Here is a 21,695-nt window from a genome sequence, read left to right on the forward strand (position 1 = left end):
ACCGACGCCGCGAAACTCGTCGCCGCCCGCGCCCGACTCATGCAACACCTACCCACCGGCGGCGCCATGATCGCCATCGACGCCACCGAAGACCAGACCACCCCGTACCTGAGTGACCAGGTCGGCATCGCCGCCATCAACACCCCCACCAACCTCGTCATCTCCGGCGACGAAACCGCCACCCTCACCGCCGCCGAAAAGCTGGCCCACGCCGGACACAAGACCCGACGCCTCACCGTCTCCCACGCCTTCCACTCCCACCTGATGGACCCCATACTCGACGACTACCGAGCCATCGCCGCGTCCATCACCCACCACGAGCCCCTCATCCCCCTCATCTCCACCGTCGACGGCCAACCACTACGGCCCACCGCCGACCACTGGGTCGACCAGGTCCGCCAGGCCGTCCGCTTCCACGACGCCATCACCACCCTCACCAACGACCACCACGTCGACACCTACCTCGAAATCGGCCCCGACACCGTCCTCGCCACGGCCGCCGCCACCGGCGACGCCACCACCATCGCCACCACGCGCCGCGGGCAGTCCGAGACCGCGACCCTCGCCAGGACCGTCGGGCAGCTCTTCACCGTCGGGGCCGGCCCCGACGCCGGCGCGTACCTGGCGGGCGCCCGCGAGGTGGAGCTGCCGACGTACCCGTTCCAGCACCAGCGGTACTGGCTGGTCCCCGACGACTCCCCCGCCGACGCGGGCGGGCTCGGGCTCGGTACGGCGGACCACCCGCTGCTCGGCGCGGTGCTGGGGCTCGCCGACTCGGAGCGGACCGTCCTCACCGGACGGCTCTCCCTGCGTGAGCAGCCCTGGCTCGCCGACCACGCCGTCCTGGACACCGTCCTGCTCCCCGGCGCCGCGTTCGTCGAGCTCGCGCGGCGGGCCGCCGAGCACGTCGACCTCGACCGCATCGAGGAGCTGACCCTGCACGCGCCACTGGTGCTGCCACCGGACGGCGCGGTGCGGATACAGGTGGAGATCGGGGAACCCGACGAGTCCGGCCGCCGGCCGCTGCGGGTGCACTCCCGACGCGAGGACGCACCCGACGGCGAGCCGTGGACGCAGCACGCGAGCGGCCTGCTCGACGCCGCCGTGGAGCCCGACACCGGATGGGCCGGTGAATGGCCGCCCGCCGACGCCGTCCCCGCCCCGGTCGACGACCTGTACGACCGGGTCGCCGACCTCGGCATCGACTACGGGCCCGCGTACCGGGGACTGGTGGCGGCCTGGCGTCGGGGCGACGAACTGCTCGCGGAGGTCGCGCTACCCGCCGACGCACCGGCGGGCCGCTTCGGGTTGCACCCGGCGCTGCTGGACGCGGCCCTGCACCCGATCTTCCTGACCACCGGGACCGACGGCCCGCTGCGCCTCCCGTTCAGCTGGCACGGCGTACGGGTGTTCAGCACCGGCGCGACGGCGCTGCGGGTGCGGATCACGCCCACCGCCGGGGACGCGTACGCCCTGACGCTCGCCGACGGCACCGGGATGCCGGTGGCCACGGTCGAGTCGCTGGTCGCGCGCCCGGTGACGGTCGAGCAGCTGCGCACCGCTGCCGGTCCGGACGGGCTGCACCGGTTGGAGTGGCTGCCGGTACCCGCGCCCGTGGCCCCCGCCGGCGCCTTCGACGTCTTCCAGGTCCCGGTCGGCACGGACGCCGAGGCGGTACGGGCCGCCGTGCACGACGCGCTCGCGGCGATCCACGAGTGGCTGCCCGGCGACCGCTCCCCGCTGGTGTTCGTGTCCCGGGGCGCCACCGACGGCACGAACCCGGCCGGCGCGGCGGTCTGGGGTCTGGTCCGCTCCGCCCAGACCGAGCACCTGGACCGCTTCGTCCTCGTCGACACCGACGATCCGGCCCTCGTCGGCGCGGCCGTCGCGACCGGCGAGCCACAGGTGGCCGTCCGCGACGGGGTGCCGACCGTGCCGAGGCTCGCGACGTTCGCGGCCGCCTCGGACCGCCGCCTGTTCGACCCGACGGGCACCGTGCTCGTCACCGGCGGTACCGGAGCACTGGGCGCCGCGCTGGCCCGCCACCTGGTCACCACGCACGGCGCGCGGCACCTCGTGCTGACCTCCCGCCGAGGACCGGCCGCGCCGGGCGCCGCGGAGCTGACCGCCGAACTGGAGTCGCTGGGCGCCAGGGTCACGGTCGCCGCCTGCGACGCCGCCGACCGGGCCGCGCTGTCGGAACTCCTGACGTCCCTGCCCGGCCTGGTCGGCGTCGTACACGCGGCGGGCGTGCTGGACGACGGAACAATCGAGTCGCTCACGCCGGAACGGGTGGACGCCGTGCTGCGGGCGAAGGTCGACGCCGCGCTCAACCTGCACGAGCTGGCCGGCGACGTCGAACTGTTCGTACTGTTCTCCTCGGCGACCGGGGTGCTGGGCACGGCCGGCCAGGCGAACTACGCGGCGGCGAACGCCTTCCTGGACGCGCTCGCCGCACGACGTCGGGCGTCCGGCCGCACGGCGACGTCGCTCGCCTGGGGCCTGTGGGCTCCGGACGGTGGAGCGATGACCGGTGGGCTGACCGAGGCCGATCTCGCCCGCATCGGGCGCAACGGCGTGCTGGCGCACACCGTCGAGGAGGGGCTCGCCCTGTTCGACGCGGCCTGCCGGACGGACGAACCGTGCCTGGTCCCGATCAAGCTGAACATGACCACCCTGCGCACCAGCACGACGGCACCGCCACCCCTGCGTTCCTTCACCCGCCCCCGCCGCGCCACCCCGGCGGGCCCCGCAGTGCCGCTGTCACGCCGGCTGGCCGGCCTCGCCGAGCCGGAGCAGCGCGAGGCGCTGCTGGAGCTGGTACGCACGAACGTCGCCTCGGTGCTGGCCCACGGCTCGGTGGAGAGCGTCCGGGCGGACCAGGCGTTCAAGCAGCTGGGCTTCGACTCGCTGACGGCGGTGGAGCTGCGCAACCGGCTCAACCAGGCCACCGGCCTGCGCCTGCCGGCGACACTGACGTTCGACCACCCCACGCCTGCGGCGCTCGTGGAGCACCTGATCGGGGAGCTGGGCGGCAACCAGGCACAGCTCAACCTGCGCACTCTCGTCGACGGCATCGCCAGGGTGGAGGCGACGCTGGAGTTGGTGGACGCGGCGCAGACGGCGGAGACGGACATCGCCGCGGCCCTGCAACGGCTGCTGACCAGGTGGCGCGACAAGTCCAGCCCGGCCGAGGCCACGGACCTCGCCTCGGTCACGGCGGACGACCTGTTCGACATCCTGGACAGCGAGCTGGACAACGTCTGACCCCGGGCGAGCCACGGCCAGCCCCCACCCCGACGCACGACCGGGGTGGGGGTTGGCCGCTCGACCTGCGCGAGGTCCGCTCCTGTCCGTTCGCGGGACGCACGAGACGCCCGCCGGGGCCGCAATCGACCCGGACCGGAAACAGTCCCGACCGGAAAGGCCCACCGCCGGGACCGGGAACGGCCCCACCGCCCGGACCGGGAACGGCCTAGGGCCAGCCGGAGCACGCGCGCCGGGGGCCCGGCCGGACGAGCCGGCCGGGCCCCCGGGGGGCGGTTCGGCTCAGCCGCCGAGGCTCGCCGCCGCCGAGGCGATCGCCGGGGCGAAGGTGCTCACCTGCGCGTAGACGCCGGGGTAGGAGGGCCGGGCACAGCCGTTGCCCCAGCTCACGATCCCGACCTGGATCCAGGCGTTGCTCGCGTCCCGCCGGAACATCGGGCCGCCCGAGTCCCCCTGGCAGGTGTCGATGCCGCCGCTGGCGTAGCCGGCGCAGATCTCCTCGCTCGCGATGATCTGGCCGCCGTAGTAGGAGTTGCAGGTGGCGTCACTGACGAACGGTACGGTCGCCTTGCGCAGGTAGCGCTGCTGCGCGCCGCCCTCGCGGGTGGCACCCCACCCGGCGACGGTGAAGGTGCCGTTGTCGTACTCGGTGCTGGTGGCGATCTTCAGCGTCGGGAGCGTGGTGACCGGCGTGGCGAGCCGGATCAGGGCCCAGTCCTTGCCGTTGCCGTTGTAGCCGGGCGCCCGGTAGACGTAGTTCGAGCGCACCTGGATCCGGCTCGACGACTGAAGGTCCACCACGCCGAGCGTGGCCGTGATGCCGGTGTTCGCGCCGGTCCTGCCGACGCAGTGCGCGGCCGTCAGCACCAGGTTCGGGCTGTAGAGCGAACCGCCGCAGCCCATGGAGAGCCGCACCATGAACGGGAACTCCCCCTGCGCGGCGAGCGTCCCGCCGACGACGTACGGGGTCACCTCGGGCCCGGGCTTGGCGGAGGCCGGAACGGCCAGGACGAACGAGCCTGCGGTGACCGCCACCAACGCGGCGGCCAACCGGCCGACGAGTGTGCGCCAACGGACCATGGGAGCCTCCCGAACCTCCGCGGCGCGCCGAGGCGACGCGCCGGCAACCGATGGCGGGAGCCTATGGATATATATCGATGATTAGCAATGCCTTGACACATCCCGCGTCGGTCATACCGCAGCCGACCGGGGCCTCACACGCCAGGCAGCCCGGCCTCGAAGACCGGCCGACGGATGCCCTTCCCGAAGGCGGAGGCGGAGGGCCCGGCCAGGAAGCCCTGACCTGTGGATCAGCTCCGGCCGGGCGCGGATGAACTGCGGCCGGCCGGGTAAGCAGCCGGCAACCTGGTGGAACGACCGGAGGTCGCGAGACGCCGCGACCGGACGCGCGGGCGGGCGGCGCAGGCCGGCCCGCCCGGGCGTACGGTCAGTTGCCGCTGATCCAGTTCCAGGCCGACACGACCCACTCGGTCTGCTGGAGGTAGGCGATCCCGAGGCCTGCCAGGAAGATCGCCGTCACCAGGTGCGCCCCGCGCGCGCTGCGCCGTACCCGGCCCAACTGCCGCTCCAGCACCAGCCGACCGAGCAGCCGGGCCAACGCGAAGAGGCCGACGGCCACCAACAGGCTCAGCAGGAAGATCAGCAGCGGTCCGGCGAGATCGCCTCCGCCCGAGATGGCCCAGATCCCCCAGCAGACGAAGGCGAAGAGCGCGCCGGCGGCACTCCACTCGCCGCCGCGCTTCAACTGCTCGACATGCCAACTGAGCGGCCGACGCGGCACCGGCCCGTCCGGCCACCCCGTACCCGTCGGCTCGTGCTCGACGACCGGAAACGGCTCGGTGCGCGGCGCACGGGACTGCCCGACCGAGGCCACCCCCCGCTGGAACGCGTCGCGCTGCGGCGGCACCCCCGCACCGGGCTGCGGCGGCACCTCGACGGTCCGCTCGGCCCACGGCTGCGTCTGGTCGACCATCTCGTCCCCTCCCCTGGACCCGACGGCGACCACCGACGCCGTCCGTTCCGAGGGTAGCCAGCCGGCAAATCGGTCGCCGAGGCCGGCACCGGGGCGAGGGCCCCTGTCCCTGGCCCCAGCGGGGTCGATCCGGCCGGTCTGACCCGCATGATCGCCTCATCGTGATCGAGGTCACCCCATCGTCCGGCTGTCCACCGGGACCCACCCGCCCTGAAGGCCCGCAGCCAGTCGACGGCGACGACGAGTTGACACCGACCGCTCGACCGAAGCCCGCTCTGCGCCGGCCATCACCGCGACGGACGGGCCGGCGTCGATCGGGGCGGGACGGTACGGTCGGCTGATGGGAGACGCGGAGCGGCGCCGGCGCCGGCTACGGCACCCGAGCGGCGACACGGGTGGGACGGGGACTCCGAACTCGACGACCACCGGGGTGCACGACGGCCCCGAGCAGCCACGCGGTCGCCGGGGTGGCCCGGGTGACGAGGGCGATCGGGGTCTACGTGGTCTCGTCGGCCCCGGCTCATCCCAGGTGAGCGTGACCGCCGCGATGCGAGCCCGCGACGCCGCCCGCCCCACGGACGAGGATCTGGCCGAGGCCGAGGAGCGTGTGGTGATCATCCGCCGCAACTGGACCCCCCGCGAGGACCTCCCCCGCCGCTGACCCAACCCCCAACCCAGCACCAGCAGATCTTGGCGGAAAATGGCCCCTATCTTGGGCATGAATCGTCCAAGATCTACGCCGACGACCCGGTGCGGGTGCCAAGGGCGTCGAGTCGGGGTAGGACGAGCAGTCCGGGCGGTTGAGTTGGGCGCCAAGCGGGCCCGACAGCCAGGGCGACCCGGCCTCCGGGTTTCCTGTGGCGAGGGCGGGTGTCCGACCATCGCGGCCCAGCAGTCAGGCCGACCCGGCCGGGCAGCCAAACCGGCCGGGCAGCCAAACCGGCCGGGCAGCCAAACCGGCCGGGCGACCAAGGAAACCAGGCGACCAGGGCGGTCGGGCAGGCGAACCGCGAGCCCGACCAGCCGGGACGGTCAGGGAAGCGTGGGGAGCTGGCGGGTGCCCTCGTAGTCGGCAACCTGGGCGATCCGGCGGGCGTGCCGCTCGTTGCCCGAGAACGGGGTGGTCAGGAACGCCTCGACGATGGCGGTCGCCTCGTCCAGCGTGTGCTGGCGGGCGCCGACCGCCACGACGTTCGCGTCGTTGTGCTCGCGGGCCAGTTGGGCGGTGTCGATGTTCCAGGCGAGGGCCGCCCGGACGCCGGCCACCTTGTTCGCGGCGATCTGTTCGCCGTTGCCCGAGCCGCCGATGACCACCCCGAGGGTGCCGCTGTCAGCCACCACCCGGTCACCGGTGTGCAGGCAGAAGGCCGGGTAGTCGTCGTCCGGGTCGTAGGCGTGCGGGCCGACGTCGACGACGTCGTACCCCTCCTTGGTCAGGTGGTTGACCAGGTGCACCTTCAACTCGAAACCGGCGTGGTCGGATCCCAGGTAGACGCGCATACCGCGCAGTCTGTCAGGCGCGTCTCCGGGGCGACGCGCGGGCGGCGCCCCGGAGGCGGATTGGTCACAGCTCAGTGGGACAGCTCGGCGACCACCAGGCCGCCGCGCGCCTTCGGGGTGAACCAGGTGCTCTTGCGCGGCATCTTCTCCCGCGCCAGGTTGACCGCCACGAAGTCGTCCACCGTCACCGGGGCGACCAGCACCGCGAGCTCGGCCCGGCCCGCGTCGACCTCGCCGGTCAGCCAGCTCGCCGGGTAGTCGCCGCCGACGTAGGTGATCCGCTTGTCGCCCGGGTCGAGCCCGAGCGCCTCGCGCAGCAGCAGCCGCTCGACCAGGGCGTGGTCCAGGTTCTCCAGCCGGTTCTCGCCGACGTGCGGCAGGCTGACCGCGTACCCCTGGTCGGGAAGGCGGAGGTGGACGGTGCCGCCGGCCGCCGGGACCTCGACCGGGCCGTCGATCGGGCTGATCTCCGCGCCTGCGGCGCGGAGCCGGGCGAGCAGGTCGTCGGCGGTGGTGGCCAGCTCGCTGACCAGCCGGTTGTAGGGCTGGATCGCCACCGACGCCGGGGTGGTGATCACCGACAGGAAGCGCGGCAGCCCACCGGTCTGCGCGGCCAGGCTCCGATGGTTGCCGTCGGCCACGACCAGCTCGCCGCCGCCGGCCAGGGCGGTCAGCTCGTCCTGGCGCGGGCCCGGCCCGAGCAGCCAGATGGCGTGGGTGCGCCCGGCCTGGTCGGTGTCGGTCGCCGCTGGCGCCCCGGCCGCGTCGGTCGCCGCCGCGAGGGCGGCGTGCAGCTCGTCGCCGCGCCCGGCCTGCAGCAGGAGTACGGGCGACAGCAGGTGGCCCAGCGCCTCGGCGAGGGCCACCCGCTCCCGCACCTTGGCGATGAAGACGTCCTCGTTGCGGATGACCAGACCGGGCTCGTCGGCCCGGGTGGAGATCTGGTCGGTGTCGGTCATGGCCCAAAGCCCGTACGCGTTCTCCTCCTCCGGCGCGCTGATCCGGTAGAGGACCACGACCTGCTCGGCGGGGGTGTAGCTGCCGTCGGCCTTGGCCTCGGCGAGGCGGGTGACCGCGTCCGGCAGGGCGTCGAGGAAGGACTTCCCCAGGCTCTCCGGCGCCCGGTGCGGCATCTCGATGCCGAGGGCACTATGCGGGTTCTCCTCGATGATCGCGGTGATCTCCGCGTCGTCGGCGAACTCGTCGTAGTTCTGCGCGCCGGTGCCGCCAGTGGTGATCCAGGCCCGGGCGATCGGATGCACGACCGTCATGTGCCAAGACGCTACCGGCGAGCCGAACTCCGTCGGCGCGGGACCCGCACGGGTCCACCAGATGAAAGAGCCACCGGGGGCGGGCGCCGGGCTCAGGAGGTGCGGTCGGGGCGTCCCGCCGCCTGTCGGTGCCGACCGCCCGGCGCGGTGGCCCCCGCCGGTCGACGGCCCGGCGAACCCGGTCCGGCGGGCACGGTCCTCCGGTACCCGGCCGGGACGACGGACCGTGGATCGTCCAGGGCGGGCCGGGGATCGGCCGGCGCGGTCGGCCGAACATCGGCCGGCGCAGTTGGCCGGGCGTCAGGCGGCGCGGTGGGCCGGAGGTCGGGCGGAGGGGTGAGCCGGCAGGTGACCGGCACGCGGGCTACGCCGACCACGATCGGCGGGGCGAGCAGGTCCACCATGTGGTCGGGAAGGTCGGGGCGGACCGTTTGCCAGGGGGAGTCGTCGACCGACCAGTACGCCGTGTCCGGGCGCTCGGTCACCCCCTTCCGGGTCGACGGATCGTCACCGGACGCACGGTGCTTGGCCATCGGGATTGCCTCCACGAGCTGCGGGGTGCGGCCCTGCGGGTCGCTGCGGCGGACACCGGGGCCAACGATCCCGCCGCCACCCCGGTGACGCCACCCCGCCCGCCCACCCCACCCCCACCCCGGGCCGCCCTCACCCGTCGATCAAGAGGTTTGGTCAGGAATCAGCGACCGCACCTGACCCGAACCTCTTGATCGACGGGAGAAGGTCTGAGGGGTGGGGTCTTGTCAGTCGAAGATCGGGTCGCGGTCGCGGGAGCGCTTCAGCTCGTAGAAGCCGGGGGTGGCGGCGACCAGCAGGACGCCGTCCCAGAGCCGGCCGGCGGCCTCGCCCTTCGGTGCCGGGGTGATCACCGGGCCGAAGAAGGCGACCGTGCCGCCGTCCGGGCCGGGGGCGTGGATCACCGGGGTCCCGACGTCGGTGCCGACCGGACGCATCCCGGCCTCGTGGCTGGCCCGCAGCGCCTCGTCGTGGCCGGTGTCCTCGGCGACGTCGGCCAGCGCCGGGTCGAGCCCGACGTCGGCCAGCGCGGCCGTGAACAGCTTTGGTCCGAGCTTCTCCTGCCCGAGGTGGATCCGGGTGCCGAGCGCGGTGTACAGCTTCCGGACGGCGTCCTGGCCGTACCGCTGTTCCACCGCGATGCAGATCCGCACCGGGCCCCAGCCGGTCCGCATCAGCTCCTGATACGGCTCGGGCAGCTCCCGGCCCTCGTTGAGCACCGCCAGACTCATCACACGGAACCGGATGTCCACGTCCCTGACCTGCTCGACCTCCAGCAGCCATCGAGAGGTGATCCACGCCCACGGGCAGAGGGGGTCGAACCACATGTCTACGGCGGCGCGCTCGCTCACGGTTGGTCCCTTCACGACGGGTGCGCCGGCCTCCCGGCGCCTTGCCCGATCCTCACCCCGGCAACTGCCCGCGGGCAGGGGAATGAGAGCGTGACCTCGCCCACCACGGAGTGTTCGTGCATGGAAGACTCGAATCCGGCCGTCACGAGCGGTCGATGACGGCGCCAACAGGGCGTGCGGCGAAACGGGATGGAGACGAAAAGTGCCGGGAGTGCGCAACCTGACGCAGGTCGAGGCCACCGAGCGGGCCCGCCTGCTCGACGTGACCGGATACGACATCAGTCTGGATCTCTCGTCCGCCGTGCGGGCAGCCGAGGCTCGCACCTTCCGCTCGACCACCGAGGTCCGGTTCCGCTGCCTGGAGCCCGGCGCGAGCACCTTCATCGAGCTGGCCGCCGACTCCGTGCGGTCCGCCACGCTGAACGGCGCGCCGGTGGACCTGAGCGACTGGTCTGCCGAGAAGGGCCTGACGCTGTCGGGACTGGACAGCGAGAACACGCTGGTCGTCGAGGCGGACTTCGCGTACTCGAACAGCGGGCAGGGCCTGCACCGCACCGTCGACCCGGTCGACGGCGAGACCTACCTCTACAGCCAGTTCGAGACGGCCGACGCCCAACGGGTCTTCGCCTGCTTCGACCAGCCCGACCTGAAGAGCGTCTACACCTGGCACGCCACCGTCCCGGACCACTGGAAGGTGGTCTCGAACATGCCGGTGGAGCGGGAGGAGGCGGCGGGCGAGGGGCTGAAGACGGTCCACCTCGCCACGTCGGTGCGGATGAGCACCTACATCACCGCCCTCTGCGCGGGGCCGTACCACGAGGTGCGGGACAGTCACGACGGCATCGACCTGGGCGCGTTCTGCCGGGCCTCGATGGCGCAGCACCTCGACTCGGACGACCTCTTCCTGGTCACCAAGCAGGGCTTCGACTTCTTCCACGAGCAGTTCGGCGTGCGCTACCCGCTCCCCAAGTACGACCAGCTGTGGGTGCCCGACTTCAACGCCGGCGCGATGGAGAACTTCGGCTGCGTCACGCACGCCGAGTCGCACTACATCTTCCGCTCGCAGGTCACCGACTACGAGTACGAGCAGCGGGCGAACACGATCCTGCACGAGCTGGCGCACATGTGGTTCGGTGACCTGGTCACCATGCGCTGGTGGAACGACCTGTGGCTGAACGAGTCGTTCGCCGAGTGGGCCAGCCACTGGTGCAACACCCACGCCACCCGGTTCCGCGAGGCATGGACGACGTTCCTGTCCATCCGGAAGAACTGGGGCTACCGGCAGGACCAGCTCTCCTCCACCCACCCGGTCTACTGCGAGATGCCGGACCTGGAGGCGGTCGAGGTCAACTTCGACGGCATCACCTACGCCAAGGGCGCGAGCGTGCTCAAGCAGTTGGTCGCGTACGTCGGCGAGGAGCCGTTCCTGGCCGGTCTGCGGGCCTACTTCGCCAAGCACGCCTGGGGCAACGCCACCTTCGACGACCTGCTCACCGAGCTGGAGGCGGCGTCCGGCCGGGAGCTGCGCAAGTTCGCCGCCCAGTGGCTGGAGACGGCGCAGGTCAACACCCTGCGGCCGGAGCTGACGGTCGGCGCGGACGGCAACTACGAGCGGGTGGTGGTCCTCCAGGAGGCGCCCGCCGGGCACCCGACGCTGCGTACGCACCGGATCGGGGTGGGCCTCTACGACCTGACCGACGGCCGGCTGGTCCGCCGCGAGCGGTACGAGGTCGACGTCACCGGTGAGCGGACCGAGCTGACCGCCCTGCACGGCGTGCCCGCCGCCGACGTGCTGCTGCTCAACGACGACGACCTCACGTACACCAAGCTGCGCCTCGACGAGGGGTCGATGGCCAACGTGGTGCAGCACATCGCCGGCTTCGAGTCGTCGCTGGCCCGCGCGCTGTGCTGGACCGCCGCGTGGGACATGACCCGCGACTCCGAGCTGGCCGCCCGCGACTACCTGGCGCTGGTGCTGGCCGGGCTGCCCGCCGAGACCGACATCAACCTGGTCAACGCCACCCTGCGCCAGGCCACCACGGCGCTCACCTTCTACGCCGACCCGGCCTGGGCGCCGACCGGCTGGGCGGAGCTGGCCCGCACCGCGCGGACGGCGGTGGCGGCGGCGGAGCCGGGCAGCGGATTCCAGCTCACCTGGGCCCGTGCGTACGCCTCGGCGGCCCGCTCCGCCGAGGACCTGGCCACCCTGCGTGGCTGGCTGGCCGGCAACGACGTCCCGGCCGGCCTGGCCATCGACACCGAGCTGCGCTGGGCCGTGCTGGCCGAGCTGGTCGCCAACGGCGCGGCCGGGGTCGCCGAGATCGAGGCCGAGCTGGCCGGGGACCGGACGGCCAGCGGCGAGCGGGAGGCCGCGCAGGCGCACGCGCTGGTGCCGACGGCGGAGAACAAGGCCGCCGTCTGGGCCGAGCTGACCGGCCCGGAGTCGCTGCCGAACTGGCGTAACCGGGCGCTGTTGCAGGGCTTCACCCACGCGGCGCAGATGGAGCTGCTCGTGCCCTACCGGGAGAAGTACTTCGCCGTGGTCGACCAGGTCTGGGGCAACCGGGACAGCGAGCCGGCGCAGGAGTTCGCGCAGCTGGCGTACCCGGCGTACCTGGTGGACGACGACACGGTGGCGGCCACCGACGCGTGGCTGGCCGGCGAGGGCCACCCGACGTCGCTGCGCCGGCTGGTGGCCGAGGGCCGCGACGGCGTCCTCCGCGCCCTCCGCGCCCGCGAGCGGGACGCCCGCAGCGCCTGACCGGACGGTACGCGTCGCGAGGGCCGGCGTGGGCGCGAGCCCGCGCCGGCCCTCGCGGCCCGCAGCAGCGAGATCCTGGCGCGCGGGCCCTGTCCGGGGCCGCTCCGTTCCGCGATCTCCCGCCTCGGCAGCACACACGACGAAGCCCGGTCCGCCATGCGGACCGGGCTTCGGTGCGAGGTTACGAGGTGTGCGGGCTCAGCCCTTGCCGGCGTGGCTGGCGAGCTGGTCGAGGCCGTTGATGATGCCGCCGGCCAGGTCGCCGCCGCCGAAGGCCGCCACCATGGAGAGCGCGGCGAGCCGGGCGTACGTGTCGGGGATGCGCTTGCGGGCGTGCCGGCCGGTGACGATCTCCAGCTGCCGCTGGTTGGGCGACACCGCGATCAGGATCGACCGGTCGGGCTCGGCGAGCTGGTGGTGCAGCCGCTCGGCGTGCTCCCGGATCGGCTCGTCGAGCCCGCCGACGAACACCGAGAAGACCAGGCCCGTGCCCTGGTCGGCCAGACGCAGGGCCTCGTCGATGCGCAGCAACTGGCGGGTCGAGAACGGCCCGTCGAGCACCTCGGGCGGGTTCTGCGCCCCCGCCTGCTTCTCACCAACGGTCACTTGCGCCTCCGGTTCCACCGGCCGGCGCCTCGACGCCGGCCCGCTCGAGCTTGTGGCTGGTCAGCGCCGGCGCCTGCGCGCCCGCTGCCAGGGCGGTGCCGGCCGAGTCGGCCAGCTGCTCCGGCCGGCCCACGAACCAGACCGGAGTGAAGTCGAAGGACCGGCCCGGCCGGTAGCGCTTGGCGCCGCCACCACCGTCACCACTGCTGCCGGCGTAGGCCAGGCCGGCGATCACCAGCACCGCGGCCGCCGGGATGCCGACGAAAACCAGCAACGTCTCGGTTACAGACAATCCCAACGCCCCCAGGCGGAAGAAGAGACCTCAAGGATCCGGGTCGGGTGGACGATCATGGCGCCGACCGCCCGACACCGCTGCTATTCACGTTAGCGGAGCCCACGGCCCGCCAAATTGCGGGGTGGCGATCCCATCCGCCACTGGAGTGCTCCAGTTGCGCAGCCGTGGCGATCAACCTCGCGTCGTCGCCGTACCGGCCGGTGAGCAGAACCCCCACGGGCAGCCCCTCGGCGGTGACACCCACCGGCAGCGAGACGGACGGATCACCCGTGACGTTGAAGACGGCACAGTACGGCGAGAAGCGGCGTTGCCGGTCGAAGTCCGCCGCCGGGTCGCCGCCCTCCGCGAACCAGCCCAGCGGCGCCTGCGGCGCGGCGAGGGTGGGGCAGAGCAGCAGGTCACAGCCGGCGGTGCGGCGGACACCGAGGCGTACCTGCGCCTGGAGTTCGCCGAGCGTGGCGGCGAGGGTGGCGGCGGAGACCTCCGCGCCCCGGGCCCGCAGGTGACGGGTCAACGGCAGCAGTGCGCTCTCCCGCTCGAGCGGCACCGGCGCGAGCGCCAGCACGTACCAGACGATCTCGAACAGCGGCCACACCGCGGGCCCGAGGGGCGCGGGGACGTCGACCACCTCGTGGCCGGCGGCGGTGAGCAGCGCCGCCGCCCGGTCCACGGCGGCGAGACAGTCGGGGTGGACCGGCTCGTCGGCGAGCATCGGGGTGGTGAACCGCCCGACCCGCAGCCGTCCCGGGTCGGCTGCCCGCGCCGCGCCGAGCCAGCCGCCGGCGGGCGGGGCGGGCGCCAGGTAGGGCTCGCCGGGCACCGGCCGGGCCAGCACGTCGAGCAGCGCCGCCACGTCGGCGACCGTACGCCCGATCGGCCCGCTGGTCGGCAGGCCGAAGGCGCCGGAGCCGACCGGCCCGCCGGAGACCAGACCCCGGCTCGGCTTGTAGCCGACCAGGCCGCACAGCGAGGCGGGGATGCGCAGCGAGCCGCCGCCGTCGGAGCCCTGGGCGACCGGCACCAGCCCGGCCGCGACGGCCGCCGCCGCTCCCCCGCTGGAGCCGCCGGCCGTGTACGCCAAGTCCCACGGGTTACGGGCCGGCGGCGCGACGAGCCCCTCCGAGTAGAGCGAACAGCCCAACTCGGAGGTGGTGGTCTTGCCCAGGCTGACCAGCCCGGCCTCCGCCATGAACCGGACCACGTCGGCGTCCACCGGCGGCACGAAGTCGGCGAACGCCGCCGAGCCGAAGGTGGTGCGCACCCCGGCGGTGAGGGTGAGGTCCTTGATCGCGGTCGGTACGCCGTGCAACGGGCCGCGCTCGTCGACGGGAACGGCGTCGGCGGCGCGGGCCGCCGCCCGGGCCCGCTCGGCGGTCACCGTGACGAAAGCGCCGACGGTGTCGGCCAGCGCGTCGACCCGGGTCAGGTGGTGCTCGACCAACTCGACGCTGGACAGCTCGCCCCCGGCGATCGCGGCGGCCTGCTCCAGCGCGGTCAGGTCGTGCGGCTCGGCCATCCCGTCATCCTGCCTGGTCCCACCGCCGCTGCGCCGAACGACACGACCGGCCGCCTCGCGTACGACGGACCACCGTCAGCGGCCGAGGAAGCGCAGCGCGTTGCCGCCGAGCAGCATGTCGCCCTGTTCTCCGGTGAGGAAGTCCGCCTCGCGCACCACCCGGCCGACCGGCCGCTCCCCCAGCGGGTACGGGTAGTCGCTGCCGAGGAGCACCCGCTCGGCGCCCATCGTGTCGACCAGCAGCCGCAGCGCCGGCGTGGAGAAGACCACCGAGTCGACGCTGAACCGGTCGACGTACGAGCTGGGTGGGGCGGTCGAGGCCCCGCGTACCAGGTCGCCCCGGCGGTGCCAGGCGTTGTCGGCCCGGCCCAGCCAGAACGGGAAGCTGCCGCCGCCGTGCGCGAAGCAGATCCGCAGCGTGTCCGGCACCCGGTCGAAGACGCCGCCGAGGATCAGCGCCAGCACCGACAGGTGCGTCTCGGCGGGCATCCCGACGAGCCAGCGGGCCATCCACCGGTCCAGCCGGGGGCCGCCCGGCATGTCCCAGGGATGCACGAAGACGGGGGCGCCCACCTCGGCGCAGTGCGTCAGGAACTCCACGATCCCGGCGTCGTCCAGGTCGCGGTCGCCGACGTGGTTGCCGATCTCCACCCCGGCGTGGCCCGCCGCGAGGCAGCGGTCCAGTTCGGCGCAGGCCGCCGCCGGGTCCTGCAACGGCACCTGGCAGAACGGCACCAGCCGGTCGCCACCGCCGGCGGTGACCTCCAGGGTGAGGTCGTTGAAGATCCGCGCCACCTTCACCGCCTGGTCGGCGGGGCGGTCGTAGCTGAAGAAGACCGGCGTGGGTGAGACGACCTGCACGTCCACGCCGTCGGCGTCCATGTCGCCGAGCCGGGTCGGCGCGTCCCAGCACTCCGCCCCGACGGGGCGGAACTCCGTCTCCCCCACCATGATCATGGCGGCGCGCTCGGAGTCGACCCGCAGCCAGGGCCAACCGGACCCGCCGCACGCCGCGCCGAGGTCCGGCCATCCCTTCGGTACGACGTGCGTGTGCACGTCGACCACCGGAGGCCGCCCCGGCCCGGGCCCGGCGGGCATCAGCCCTTGCCCGGGTGCAGCGCGCCGCAGTTCGCGCAGGTACGCGCGGCCTCGTCGGCGTAGAACGCCGCGAAGACCGGGGGCAGGTCGGCGGCGATGTCCCTGACCTGCAACTCCACCTCGTGCACCCGGTGCCCGCACTCGGTGCAGTACCACTGGAACTTCTCCAGCGTGCCCTCCTCGCGGACCCGCTCCACGACCACGCCGATCGAGCCGGCCTCCGGGCGCTGCGGCGAGTGCGGGGTGTTGCGCGGCAGCATCCACATCTGGCCCTCGCGCACGTGCACCGTACGCGGCCCCTCCGGGGTCATCAGGTTGACGTGCATGTTGCCCTTGACCTGGTAGAAGAACTCCTCGTACGGGTCGACGTGGAAGTCGGTGCGCTGGTTCGGCCCGCCCACCACCATCACGATGAAGTCGTCCCCGCCCGGGAACATCTCCCGGTTGCCGACCGGCGGCTTGAGCAGGTGCTGGTTCTCCGCGATCCAACCGGGGAAGCTGAACGGCTCCGCGATCTCACTCACGACTGACCTCCTGACGGAAGAAGGGCCACGGCCTGAATCTCGATGAGCAGGTGCGGGTGCGGCAACTGGTGCACGGCCACCGTGGTGCGGGTCGGGCCGGTCGCGTCGAAGAACTCGGCCCACACCTCGTTGTAGCCACCGAAGTCGTTCATGTTGACCAGGTAGGTCGTGACCTGCACCAGGTCGGAGAGGTCGGCGCCGACCGAACGCAGCAGGTCCCCGATGTTGCCGATCACGGCCCGGGTCTGCGCCCGGATGTCGAGGTTCGTGGTGCCGAACTCGTCGACCTCGACCCCGGCGAAGGTGTTGTCCGGCCGCCGGGACGACGTACCGGACACGAAGACGAACCCGCCGGCCACCTTGACGTGCGGGAAGGCGCCCCGGGGGACGGCCTTGCCCGCGACGACCCGCGCCTGCCCGCTCATGCCGACGCCCGCAACGAGGCCGTGCCGAGCTTCTCCACCACGGCGCGGACGTGGGCGCCGGGGCGCAGCGGCACGGCGGCGGTGGCGGCACCGGCGAGGAAGACCCAGCCTTCGCGCAGCCGCACCCCGTGCCGGCCGGCGAGGCGGATGCCCTCGTCGAGGGCCCGTCGGGGGTCGCCGAGGATGGCGGCGGTCGAGCCGACCTCCGCCACCCGTCCGTCGACCTCCAGCACCACGCCCAGGTTCTCCACCCCGTCCGGCACCGGGCTCCACGGCCCGATGACGAACGCGGCGGCCGAGGCGTTGTCGGCGACGACGTCCGGCAGGGAGAAGGTGAAGTTCGCGTACCGGGAGTCGATCAGCTCGATCGCCGGGGCGACGGCCCGGACCGCGTCGGTGAAGTCGCCGACCGGCTCGCCGGGCTCGGGGAGCCGGTCCAGCAGGAACGCCACCTCCGGCTCGGCCCGGGGATGGATGAAGGCGGCCGGGTCGACGCTGCCGCCGTCGGGCACCCGCATGGTGTCGGTGAGCCGGCCCCAGATCACCTCGTCCACGCCGACCTGGGCCATCTTCGCCTTGCTGGTCAGGCCCATCTTCAGCCCCACAAGGCGCTCGCCCCGGTCCAGCCGGCGCTGGATCAGCGCGGTCTGCACCGCGTACGCGGCGTCGACGTCGAGACCGGTCTCGGCGGCCAGCTGCCCGATCGCGGTGGCGGTGTCGGCCGCCACTCCCAACCGCTCGGCGATCCCCGCGGTGTCCGGCCCGATCACAGCATCTCCTCCTTCTGCTCGCGGTCGCCGGCCAGGTCCAGCGCCACGTCGACGATCATGTCTTCCTGGCCGCCGACCATCCGGCGACGGCCCAACTCGACCAGGATCGACCGGACGTCCACGCCGTAGCGGTCCGAGGCCCGCTCGGCGTGCCGCAGGAAGCTCGAATACACCCCGGCGTAGCCGAGGGAGAGCGTCTCCCGGTCCACCTGCACCGGCCGGTCCTGCAACGGCCGGACGATGTCGTCGGCGGCGTCCATCAACGCGAACACGTCACAGCCGTGCTGCCAGCCGTGCAGCTCGGCGACCGCGACGAACACCTCCAGTGGCGCGTTGCCGGCCCCGGCGCCCTGCCCCGCCAGCGAGGCGTCCACCCGCACCGTCCGCCCGGACGGCGAACCGGGCGGGCCGTCGCCGAGGATCCGGCCGTGCTCCACCGCGACCACGCTGTTGGCCACCCCGAGGGACAGGTTGTGGTGGGCGTGGATGCCGATCTGCGTCTCCGGCTCCAGCACCTGCCGGTACGCGTCCACCCGCTGCGCCACGTCCGACATCAGCAGCCGGCCGCCGGAGTCGGTGACGTAGACGCAGTGCGCCCCGTACGACTCCATCAGCTTCGCCTGCGCGGCGAGCCCGGCCGGGTCGGACATGTGCGACATCATCAGGAAGCCGGCCACGTCCATGCCGTTCTCCCGTGCCCACGCGATGTGCTGGGCGGAGATGTCGGCCTCGGTGCAGTGGGTGGCGATCCGGACGCTGGTCACGCCGAGCGCCTTCGCCGCCTTCAGATCGGCGATCGTGCCGATGCCGGGCAGCAGCAGGGTGGTCAGCTTCGCGGTCGTCATCACGTCGGCCGCCGCCGCGATCCACTCGGCGTCGCTGGCCGCGCCGTGGCCGTAGTTGACGCTGGAGCCGGCGAGCCCGTCACCGTGCGCCACCTCGATCGCGGCCACCCCCGCCGCGTCCAGCGCGGCGGCGATCGTGCGTACCTGCTCGACGGTGTAGCGGTGGGCGATCGCGTGCATACCGTCGCGCAGCGTCACGTCCTGGATGTACAGGTCAGTCATGAGAGGACCTCCGAAACGGCCTCGGGCCGCAGCGCGACCAGCCGCTCCGCGGTACGCAGCGCGGCCGACGTCATGATGTCCAGGTTCCCCGCGTACGCCGGCAGGTAGTGCCCGGCGCCGGAGACCTCCAGGAACACCGACACCTGCAACCCCGTCAGGTGCCGACCCAGCGCAGGCACGTACGTGTCGACCCGGTCGAACTGCACGTCCTGCTTCAGCCGGTAGCCGGGAACGTACTCCTGCACCGTGGCCACCATCTGCGCCACGGAGGCGGCGATCGCGGCCCGGTCGGCGTCGGCGTCCGGGCAGAGACAGTAGACGGTGTCGCGCATCAGCAGCGGCGGATCCGCCGGGTTGAGCACGATGATCGCCTTGCCCCGCCCGGCGCCGCCCACGACCTCGATCGCCCGAGCGGTGGTCTCGGTGAACTCGTCGATGTTCGCCCGCGTCCCCGGCCCCGCCGACTTCGACGCGATCGACGCCACGATCTCCCCGTACGCCACGGGCGTGACCCGGCCGACGGCGGCGACGATCGGCACGGTCGCCTGCCCGCCGCAGGTCACCATGTTGACGTTCCGCTCGTGCAGGTGCTCGTCGAGGTTCACGGGCGGCACCACGTACGGGCCGATGGCCGCCGGGGTCAGGTCGACCACCGTGCGGCCGTGCGCGGCCAGCACCGCGTCGTTGTGCCGGTGCGCACCCGCCGAGGTGGCGTCGAACACCAGCTCGACATCGGCGAACTCCGGCATCGCCACCAGCCCGTCGACGCCCCCGGCGGTCGTCGCCACCCCGAGCCGCCTGGCCCGCGCCAGGCCGTCCGAGTCGGGGTCGATGCCGGCCATCGCCACCATCCGCAGCGACTCCGACAGCCGGAGCACCTTGATCATCAGGTCGGTGCCGATGTTGCCGGACCCGATCACCGCCACGCCGACGGTCATGAGGCCGCCCTCCCGAAACAGGTCCGCACCGAACCGAGGCCGGAGATCCGCGCCTCGTACGCCGCGCCCGGCGTCACCGGCACCATCGGGCCGAGCGCCCCGGACAGCACCACGTCGCCCGCGCGCAACGGGTCGCCGGAGCGCGCCATCGTCCGCGCCAGCCACTCCACCGCGTGCAGCGGGTTGCCCAGGCAGGCCGCGCCCGCCCCGACCGAGACCGGCTCACCGGCCTGCTCCAGGACCATGCCGCACAGCCGCAGGTCCACGTCGGCCAGCCGACGCGGCGCCGTACCCAGCACGAACAGGCCGCTGGAGGCGTTGTCCGCGACGGTGTCCACGATCGAGATGTCCCACCCGGCGACCCGCGAATCCACGATCTCGATCGCCGGCAGCAGGTGGTCGACCGCCCGGATCACGTCCGCGCTCGTGACCCGCTCGTCGGGCAGGTCCGCGCCGAGCACGAACGCGACCTCCGCCTCGACCCGGGGCTGGAGCAGCCGGTCCATGGCGACCTCGGCGCCGTCGGGCACCGCCATGCTGTCCAGCAGCACCCCGAAGTCCGGCTGGAAAACACCGAAGCTCTCCTGCACCGCCCGGGAGGTCAGCCCGATCTTCGCGCCCACCCGCCGGTGACCCCGCTGCAACCACTGCCGCACCTGGAGCTGCTGGACGGCGTACGCGGACGTGACGTCCCCCTCGGGCAGCAGCCGCCCGCGCAGCGGCGGGCAGGGCTTGCCGTCCTCGCGCGCCTCGATGAGTTCCCCGGCAGCGACCTCGTAATCGATCATGAAAAGTCCACGCAGACGTTGGTGAGTTCGGAATAGAAGTCGAGTGAGTGCACGCCGCCCTCGCGCCCGATGCCGGACGCCTTGACCCCGCCGAACGGGGTGCGCAGGTCGCGCAGGAACCAGGTGTTCACCCAGACGATGCCGGCGTCGAGCCGGGTGCCCGCCCGGTGGGCCCGGCCGACGTCGCGGGTCCAGACCGTCGCCGCCAGGCCGTACGGGGTGCCGTTGGCCAGCGCGTACGCCTCGTCCTCGTCGTCGAACGGCGCGACGTGCACCACCGGGCCGAAGATCTCCTCGGTGTTGGTGCGGGCCTGCGGGCCCAGCCCGGTCAGCACCGTCGGCAGCACGTACGCGCCGCCGTCGCGGGCGTCGCCGAAGCGCGGCGTGCCGCCCCCGGTGAGCACCTCGGCGCCCTCGGTGCGGGCCAGCTCGTAGTGGCCGAGCACCTTGTCGCGGTGCTGGTGCGAGATCAGCGGCATGTTAACCGTGGCCTCGTCGGCGGGCCACCCGTACGCGAGCTTCCCGGCCCGTTCGGCGAGCCGGGCGGTGAACTCCTCGAACACCGGGCGCTGCACGTAGATCCGCTCCGTGCAGAGACAGACCTGGCCGCCGTTGGTGAAGCTGGAGCGCACCGAGCCGGCCACCGCCGCGTCGAGGTCGGCGTCGGCGAAGACCAGACCGGCGTTCTTGCCACCCAGCTCGAAGGAGACCGCCTTCACGCCTTCGGCCGCCGCCCTCATGATGGTGCTCCCGGTGGCCGACTCGCCGGTGAAGGTGATCGCGTCCACCCCCGGGTGCCGGGTGAGGAACTCCCCGGCCGAGTCCGGGCCGAAGCCGTGCACCAGGTTGAACACCCCGTCGGGCACGCCCGCGGCGGCCATCACCTCGGCGAGCAGGGTCGCCGAGGCGGGCGTCTCCTCGCTGGGCTTCACGACCACGGCGTTGCCGCAGGCCAGCGCGGGAGCGACCTTCCAGGTGAGCAGCAGCAGCGGCAGGTTCCACGGCACGATGACCGCGACCACGCCGACCGGCTTGCGGACCGCGTAGTTCAGGGCCCGGCCGCCGCTCGGGGTGACCGTGGTGAAGGACTCTGTCGGCGCGGTCGCCACGATCTCCGCGAAGGCGCGGAAGTTCGCCGCGCCGCGCGGGATGTCCAACGTCCGCGCCTGCGAGATCGACTTGCCGGTGTCGGCGACCTCGGCGGTGACCAGGTCGTCGAAGCGGCGCTCCAACTCGTCGGCGACCCGGCGCAGCACCTCCGCGCGCTCCCGCTCCCCCATCCGGCCCCACGGCCCACGCAGCGCCGCCCGCGCGGCGGCGACCGCGTCGTCGACGCACGCCCGGTCCGCCTCGGCGACCTCGAAGACCGGCTCGCCGGTGACCGGGCTGCGCTTGGTGAACCGTCGACCGGCCTCCACGAACTCGCCGCCGACGAAGTTGCGCAGCAGCTCCGGGCCGTCGGGCGCCCCACCGGCCATCAGCCGGGGATCCCAG

General features: G+C 73.2%; 20 protein-coding genes. 3 read left to right on the forward strand and 17 right to left on the reverse strand.

The window, feature by feature from the left end:
* On the forward strand, positions 1-3,267 hold a 3,267-nt coding region (locus tag AB0D32_RS18200), incomplete at its 5' end, for an SDR family NAD(P)-dependent oxidoreductase (protein WP_357091086.1).
* A 282-nt stretch (positions 3,268-3,549) separates the two neighbouring features.
* On the opposite strand, the gene AB0D32_RS18205 is transcribed toward AB0D32_RS18200, so the two are convergent.
* Together AB0D32_RS18205 and AB0D32_RS18210 are read right to left on the reverse strand one after the other, a co-directional pair.
* Positions 3,550-4,347 carry a serine protease gene (locus AB0D32_RS18205; RefSeq protein ID WP_357091088.1) on the reverse strand — a complete coding sequence of 266 codons (798 nt, stop codon included), beginning with the start codon at positions 4,345-4,347 and terminating at the stop codon, positions 3,550-3,552.
* 367 nt (positions 4,348-4,714) lie between these two features.
* A complete protein-coding gene (locus AB0D32_RS18210) occupies positions 4,715-5,260 on the reverse strand; it encodes a hypothetical protein (protein WP_357091090.1) in 546 nt (181 codons plus the stop codon).
* Between the two features lie 340 nt (positions 5,261-5,600).
* Between AB0D32_RS18210 and AB0D32_RS18215 the strand changes: the two genes are divergently transcribed.
* Positions 5,601-5,921, forward strand: a complete 321-nt coding sequence (locus AB0D32_RS18215) for a hypothetical protein (protein ID WP_357091092.1) — start codon at positions 5,601-5,603, stop codon at positions 5,919-5,921.
* A gap of 371 nt (positions 5,922-6,292) precedes the next feature.
* Here the strand turns inward: AB0D32_RS18215 and AB0D32_RS18220 are convergent, their stop codons facing one another.
* The 4 genes from AB0D32_RS18220 to AB0D32_RS18235 form a co-directional block, all read right to left on the reverse strand.
* A complete protein-coding gene (locus AB0D32_RS18220) occupies positions 6,293-6,760 on the reverse strand; it encodes a ribose-5-phosphate isomerase (RefSeq protein ID WP_357091094.1) in 468 nt (155 codons plus the stop codon).
* A gap of 71 nt (positions 6,761-6,831) precedes the next feature.
* Positions 6,832-8,031: a DUF1015 family protein gene (locus AB0D32_RS18225; RefSeq protein ID WP_357091096.1), complete on the reverse strand. Its 1,200-nt coding sequence runs from the start codon at positions 8,029-8,031 to the stop codon at positions 6,832-6,834.
* A gap of 92 nt (positions 8,032-8,123) precedes the next feature.
* Positions 8,124-8,564, reverse strand: coding sequence for a hypothetical protein (locus tag AB0D32_RS18230; protein ID WP_357091098.1), 441 nt, complete (start codon positions 8,562-8,564; stop codon positions 8,124-8,126).
* A 225-nt stretch (positions 8,565-8,789) separates the two neighbouring features.
* Positions 8,790-9,413 carry a disulfide bond formation protein DsbA gene (locus AB0D32_RS18235; RefSeq protein WP_357091100.1) on the reverse strand — a complete coding sequence of 208 codons (624 nt, stop codon included), beginning with the start codon at positions 9,411-9,413 and terminating at the stop codon, positions 8,790-8,792.
* A 211-nt stretch (positions 9,414-9,624) separates the two neighbouring features.
* Here AB0D32_RS18235 and pepN point away from each other — a divergent pair, with 211 nt between their 5' ends.
* The gene (pepN, locus tag AB0D32_RS18240; RefSeq protein WP_357091102.1) at positions 9,625-12,174 is read left to right on the forward strand and encodes an aminopeptidase N; all 2,550 of its coding nucleotides are present in this window, start codon (positions 9,625-9,627) and stop codon (positions 12,172-12,174) included.
* Positions 12,175-12,372: 198 nt separating this feature from the next.
* On the opposite strand, the gene AB0D32_RS18245 is transcribed toward pepN, so the two are convergent.
* From AB0D32_RS18245 to AB0D32_RS18295, 11 genes are all read right to left on the reverse strand, one after another.
* Positions 12,373-12,780: a DUF5130 family protein gene (locus AB0D32_RS18245; protein WP_357091104.1), complete on the reverse strand. Its 408-nt coding sequence runs from the start codon at positions 12,778-12,780 to the stop codon at positions 12,373-12,375.
* A complete protein-coding gene (locus AB0D32_RS18250) occupies positions 12,767-13,054 on the reverse strand; it encodes a hypothetical protein (RefSeq protein WP_357091362.1) in 288 nt (95 codons plus the stop codon). Before AB0D32_RS18250 ends, AB0D32_RS18245 begins: the two co-directional genes overlap by 14 nt.
* Before the next feature lie 73 nt (positions 13,055-13,127).
* Positions 13,128-14,591: an amidase gene (locus AB0D32_RS18255; RefSeq protein ID WP_357091106.1), complete on the reverse strand. Its 1,464-nt coding sequence runs from the start codon at positions 14,589-14,591 to the stop codon at positions 13,128-13,130.
* Positions 14,592-14,666: 75 nt separating this feature from the next.
* On the reverse strand, positions 14,667-15,689 hold the full coding sequence (locus tag AB0D32_RS18260) for an amidohydrolase family protein (RefSeq protein ID WP_357091108.1): 1,023 nt from the start codon (positions 15,687-15,689) through the stop codon (positions 14,667-14,669).
* Entirely contained in the window at positions 15,689-16,213 is a 525-nt protein-coding gene (locus AB0D32_RS18265; protein WP_357091110.1) for a 3-hydroxyanthranilate 3,4-dioxygenase, read from the reverse strand. The genes AB0D32_RS18260 and AB0D32_RS18265 overlap by 1 nt, the downstream gene beginning before the upstream one ends.
* Positions 16,210-16,638, reverse strand: a complete 429-nt coding sequence (locus AB0D32_RS18270) for a RidA family protein (RefSeq protein ID WP_357091112.1) — start codon at positions 16,636-16,638, stop codon at positions 16,210-16,212. Before AB0D32_RS18270 ends, AB0D32_RS18265 begins: the two co-directional genes overlap by 4 nt.
* Entirely contained in the window at positions 16,635-17,408 is a 774-nt protein-coding gene (locus AB0D32_RS18275; RefSeq protein ID WP_357091114.1) for a fumarylacetoacetate hydrolase family protein, read from the reverse strand. Before AB0D32_RS18275 ends, AB0D32_RS18270 begins: the two co-directional genes overlap by 4 nt.
* A complete protein-coding gene (gene dmpG / locus AB0D32_RS18280; RefSeq protein WP_357091116.1) occupies positions 17,405-18,475 on the reverse strand; it encodes a 4-hydroxy-2-oxovalerate aldolase in 1,071 nt (356 codons plus the stop codon). The genes AB0D32_RS18275 and dmpG overlap by 4 nt, the downstream gene beginning before the upstream one ends.
* The gene (locus AB0D32_RS18285) at positions 18,472-19,413 is read right to left on the reverse strand and encodes an acetaldehyde dehydrogenase (acetylating) (RefSeq protein WP_357091119.1); all 942 of its coding nucleotides are present in this window, start codon (positions 19,411-19,413) and stop codon (positions 18,472-18,474) included. Before AB0D32_RS18285 ends, dmpG begins: the two co-directional genes overlap by 4 nt.
* Positions 19,410-20,201 (reverse strand): fumarylacetoacetate hydrolase family protein, encoded by a 792-nt coding sequence (locus AB0D32_RS18290; protein ID WP_357091121.1) that lies wholly within the window; start codon positions 20,199-20,201, stop codon positions 19,410-19,412. Before AB0D32_RS18290 ends, AB0D32_RS18285 begins: the two co-directional genes overlap by 4 nt.
* Positions 20,198-21,679 carry a 2-hydroxymuconic semialdehyde dehydrogenase gene (locus AB0D32_RS18295; protein WP_357091364.1) on the reverse strand — a complete coding sequence of 494 codons (1,482 nt, stop codon included), beginning with the start codon at positions 21,677-21,679 and terminating at the stop codon, positions 20,198-20,200. Before AB0D32_RS18295 ends, AB0D32_RS18290 begins: the two co-directional genes overlap by 4 nt.
* Positions 21,680-21,695: the final 16 nt, after the last annotated feature.

This window comes from Micromonospora sp. NPDC048170 (genome assembly GCF_040652795.1).
Taxonomy (GTDB): Bacteria; Actinomycetota; Actinomycetes; order Mycobacteriales; family Micromonosporaceae; genus Micromonospora.

Coding starts and splice junctions, on each gene's coding strand:
- AB0D32_RS18205 (WP_357091088.1), bottom strand. CDS start 4,347: ATGGTCCGTTGGCGCACACTCGTCGGCCGGTTGGCCGCCGCGTTGGTG.
- AB0D32_RS18210 (WP_357091090.1), bottom strand. CDS start 5,260: ATGGTCGACCAGACGCAGCCGTGGGCCGAGCGGACCGTCGAGGTGCCG.
- AB0D32_RS18215 (WP_357091092.1), top strand. CDS start 5,601: ATGGGAGACGCGGAGCGGCGCCGGCGCCGGCTACGGCACCCGAGCGGC.
- AB0D32_RS18220 (WP_357091094.1), bottom strand. CDS start 6,760: ATGCGCGTCTACCTGGGATCCGACCACGCCGGTTTCGAGTTGAAGGTG.
- AB0D32_RS18225 (WP_357091096.1), bottom strand. CDS start 8,031: ATGACGGTCGTGCATCCGATCGCCCGGGCCTGGATCACCACTGGCGGC.
- AB0D32_RS18230 (WP_357091098.1), bottom strand. CDS start 8,564: ATGGCCAAGCACCGTGCGTCCGGTGACGATCCGTCGACCCGGAAGGGG.
- AB0D32_RS18255 (WP_357091106.1), bottom strand. CDS start 14,591: ATGGCCGAGCCGCACGACCTGACCGCGCTGGAGCAGGCCGCCGCGATC.
- AB0D32_RS18260 (WP_357091108.1), bottom strand. CDS start 15,689: ATGCCCGCCGGGCCCGGGCCGGGGCGGCCTCCGGTGGTCGACGTGCAC.
- AB0D32_RS18270 (WP_357091112.1), bottom strand. CDS start 16,638: ATGAGCGGGCAGGCGCGGGTCGTCGCGGGCAAGGCCGTCCCCCGGGGC.
- dmpG (WP_357091116.1), bottom strand. CDS start 18,475: ATGACTGACCTGTACATCCAGGACGTGACGCTGCGCGACGGTATGCAC.
- AB0D32_RS18285 (WP_357091119.1), bottom strand. CDS start 19,413: ATGACCGTCGGCGTGGCGGTGATCGGGTCCGGCAACATCGGCACCGAC.
- AB0D32_RS18290 (WP_357091121.1), bottom strand. CDS start 20,201: ATGATCGATTACGAGGTCGCTGCCGGGGAACTCATCGAGGCGCGCGAG.
- AB0D32_RS18295 (WP_357091364.1), bottom strand. CDS start 21,679: ATGGCCGGTGGGGCGCCCGACGGCCCGGAGCTGCTGCGCAACTTCGTC.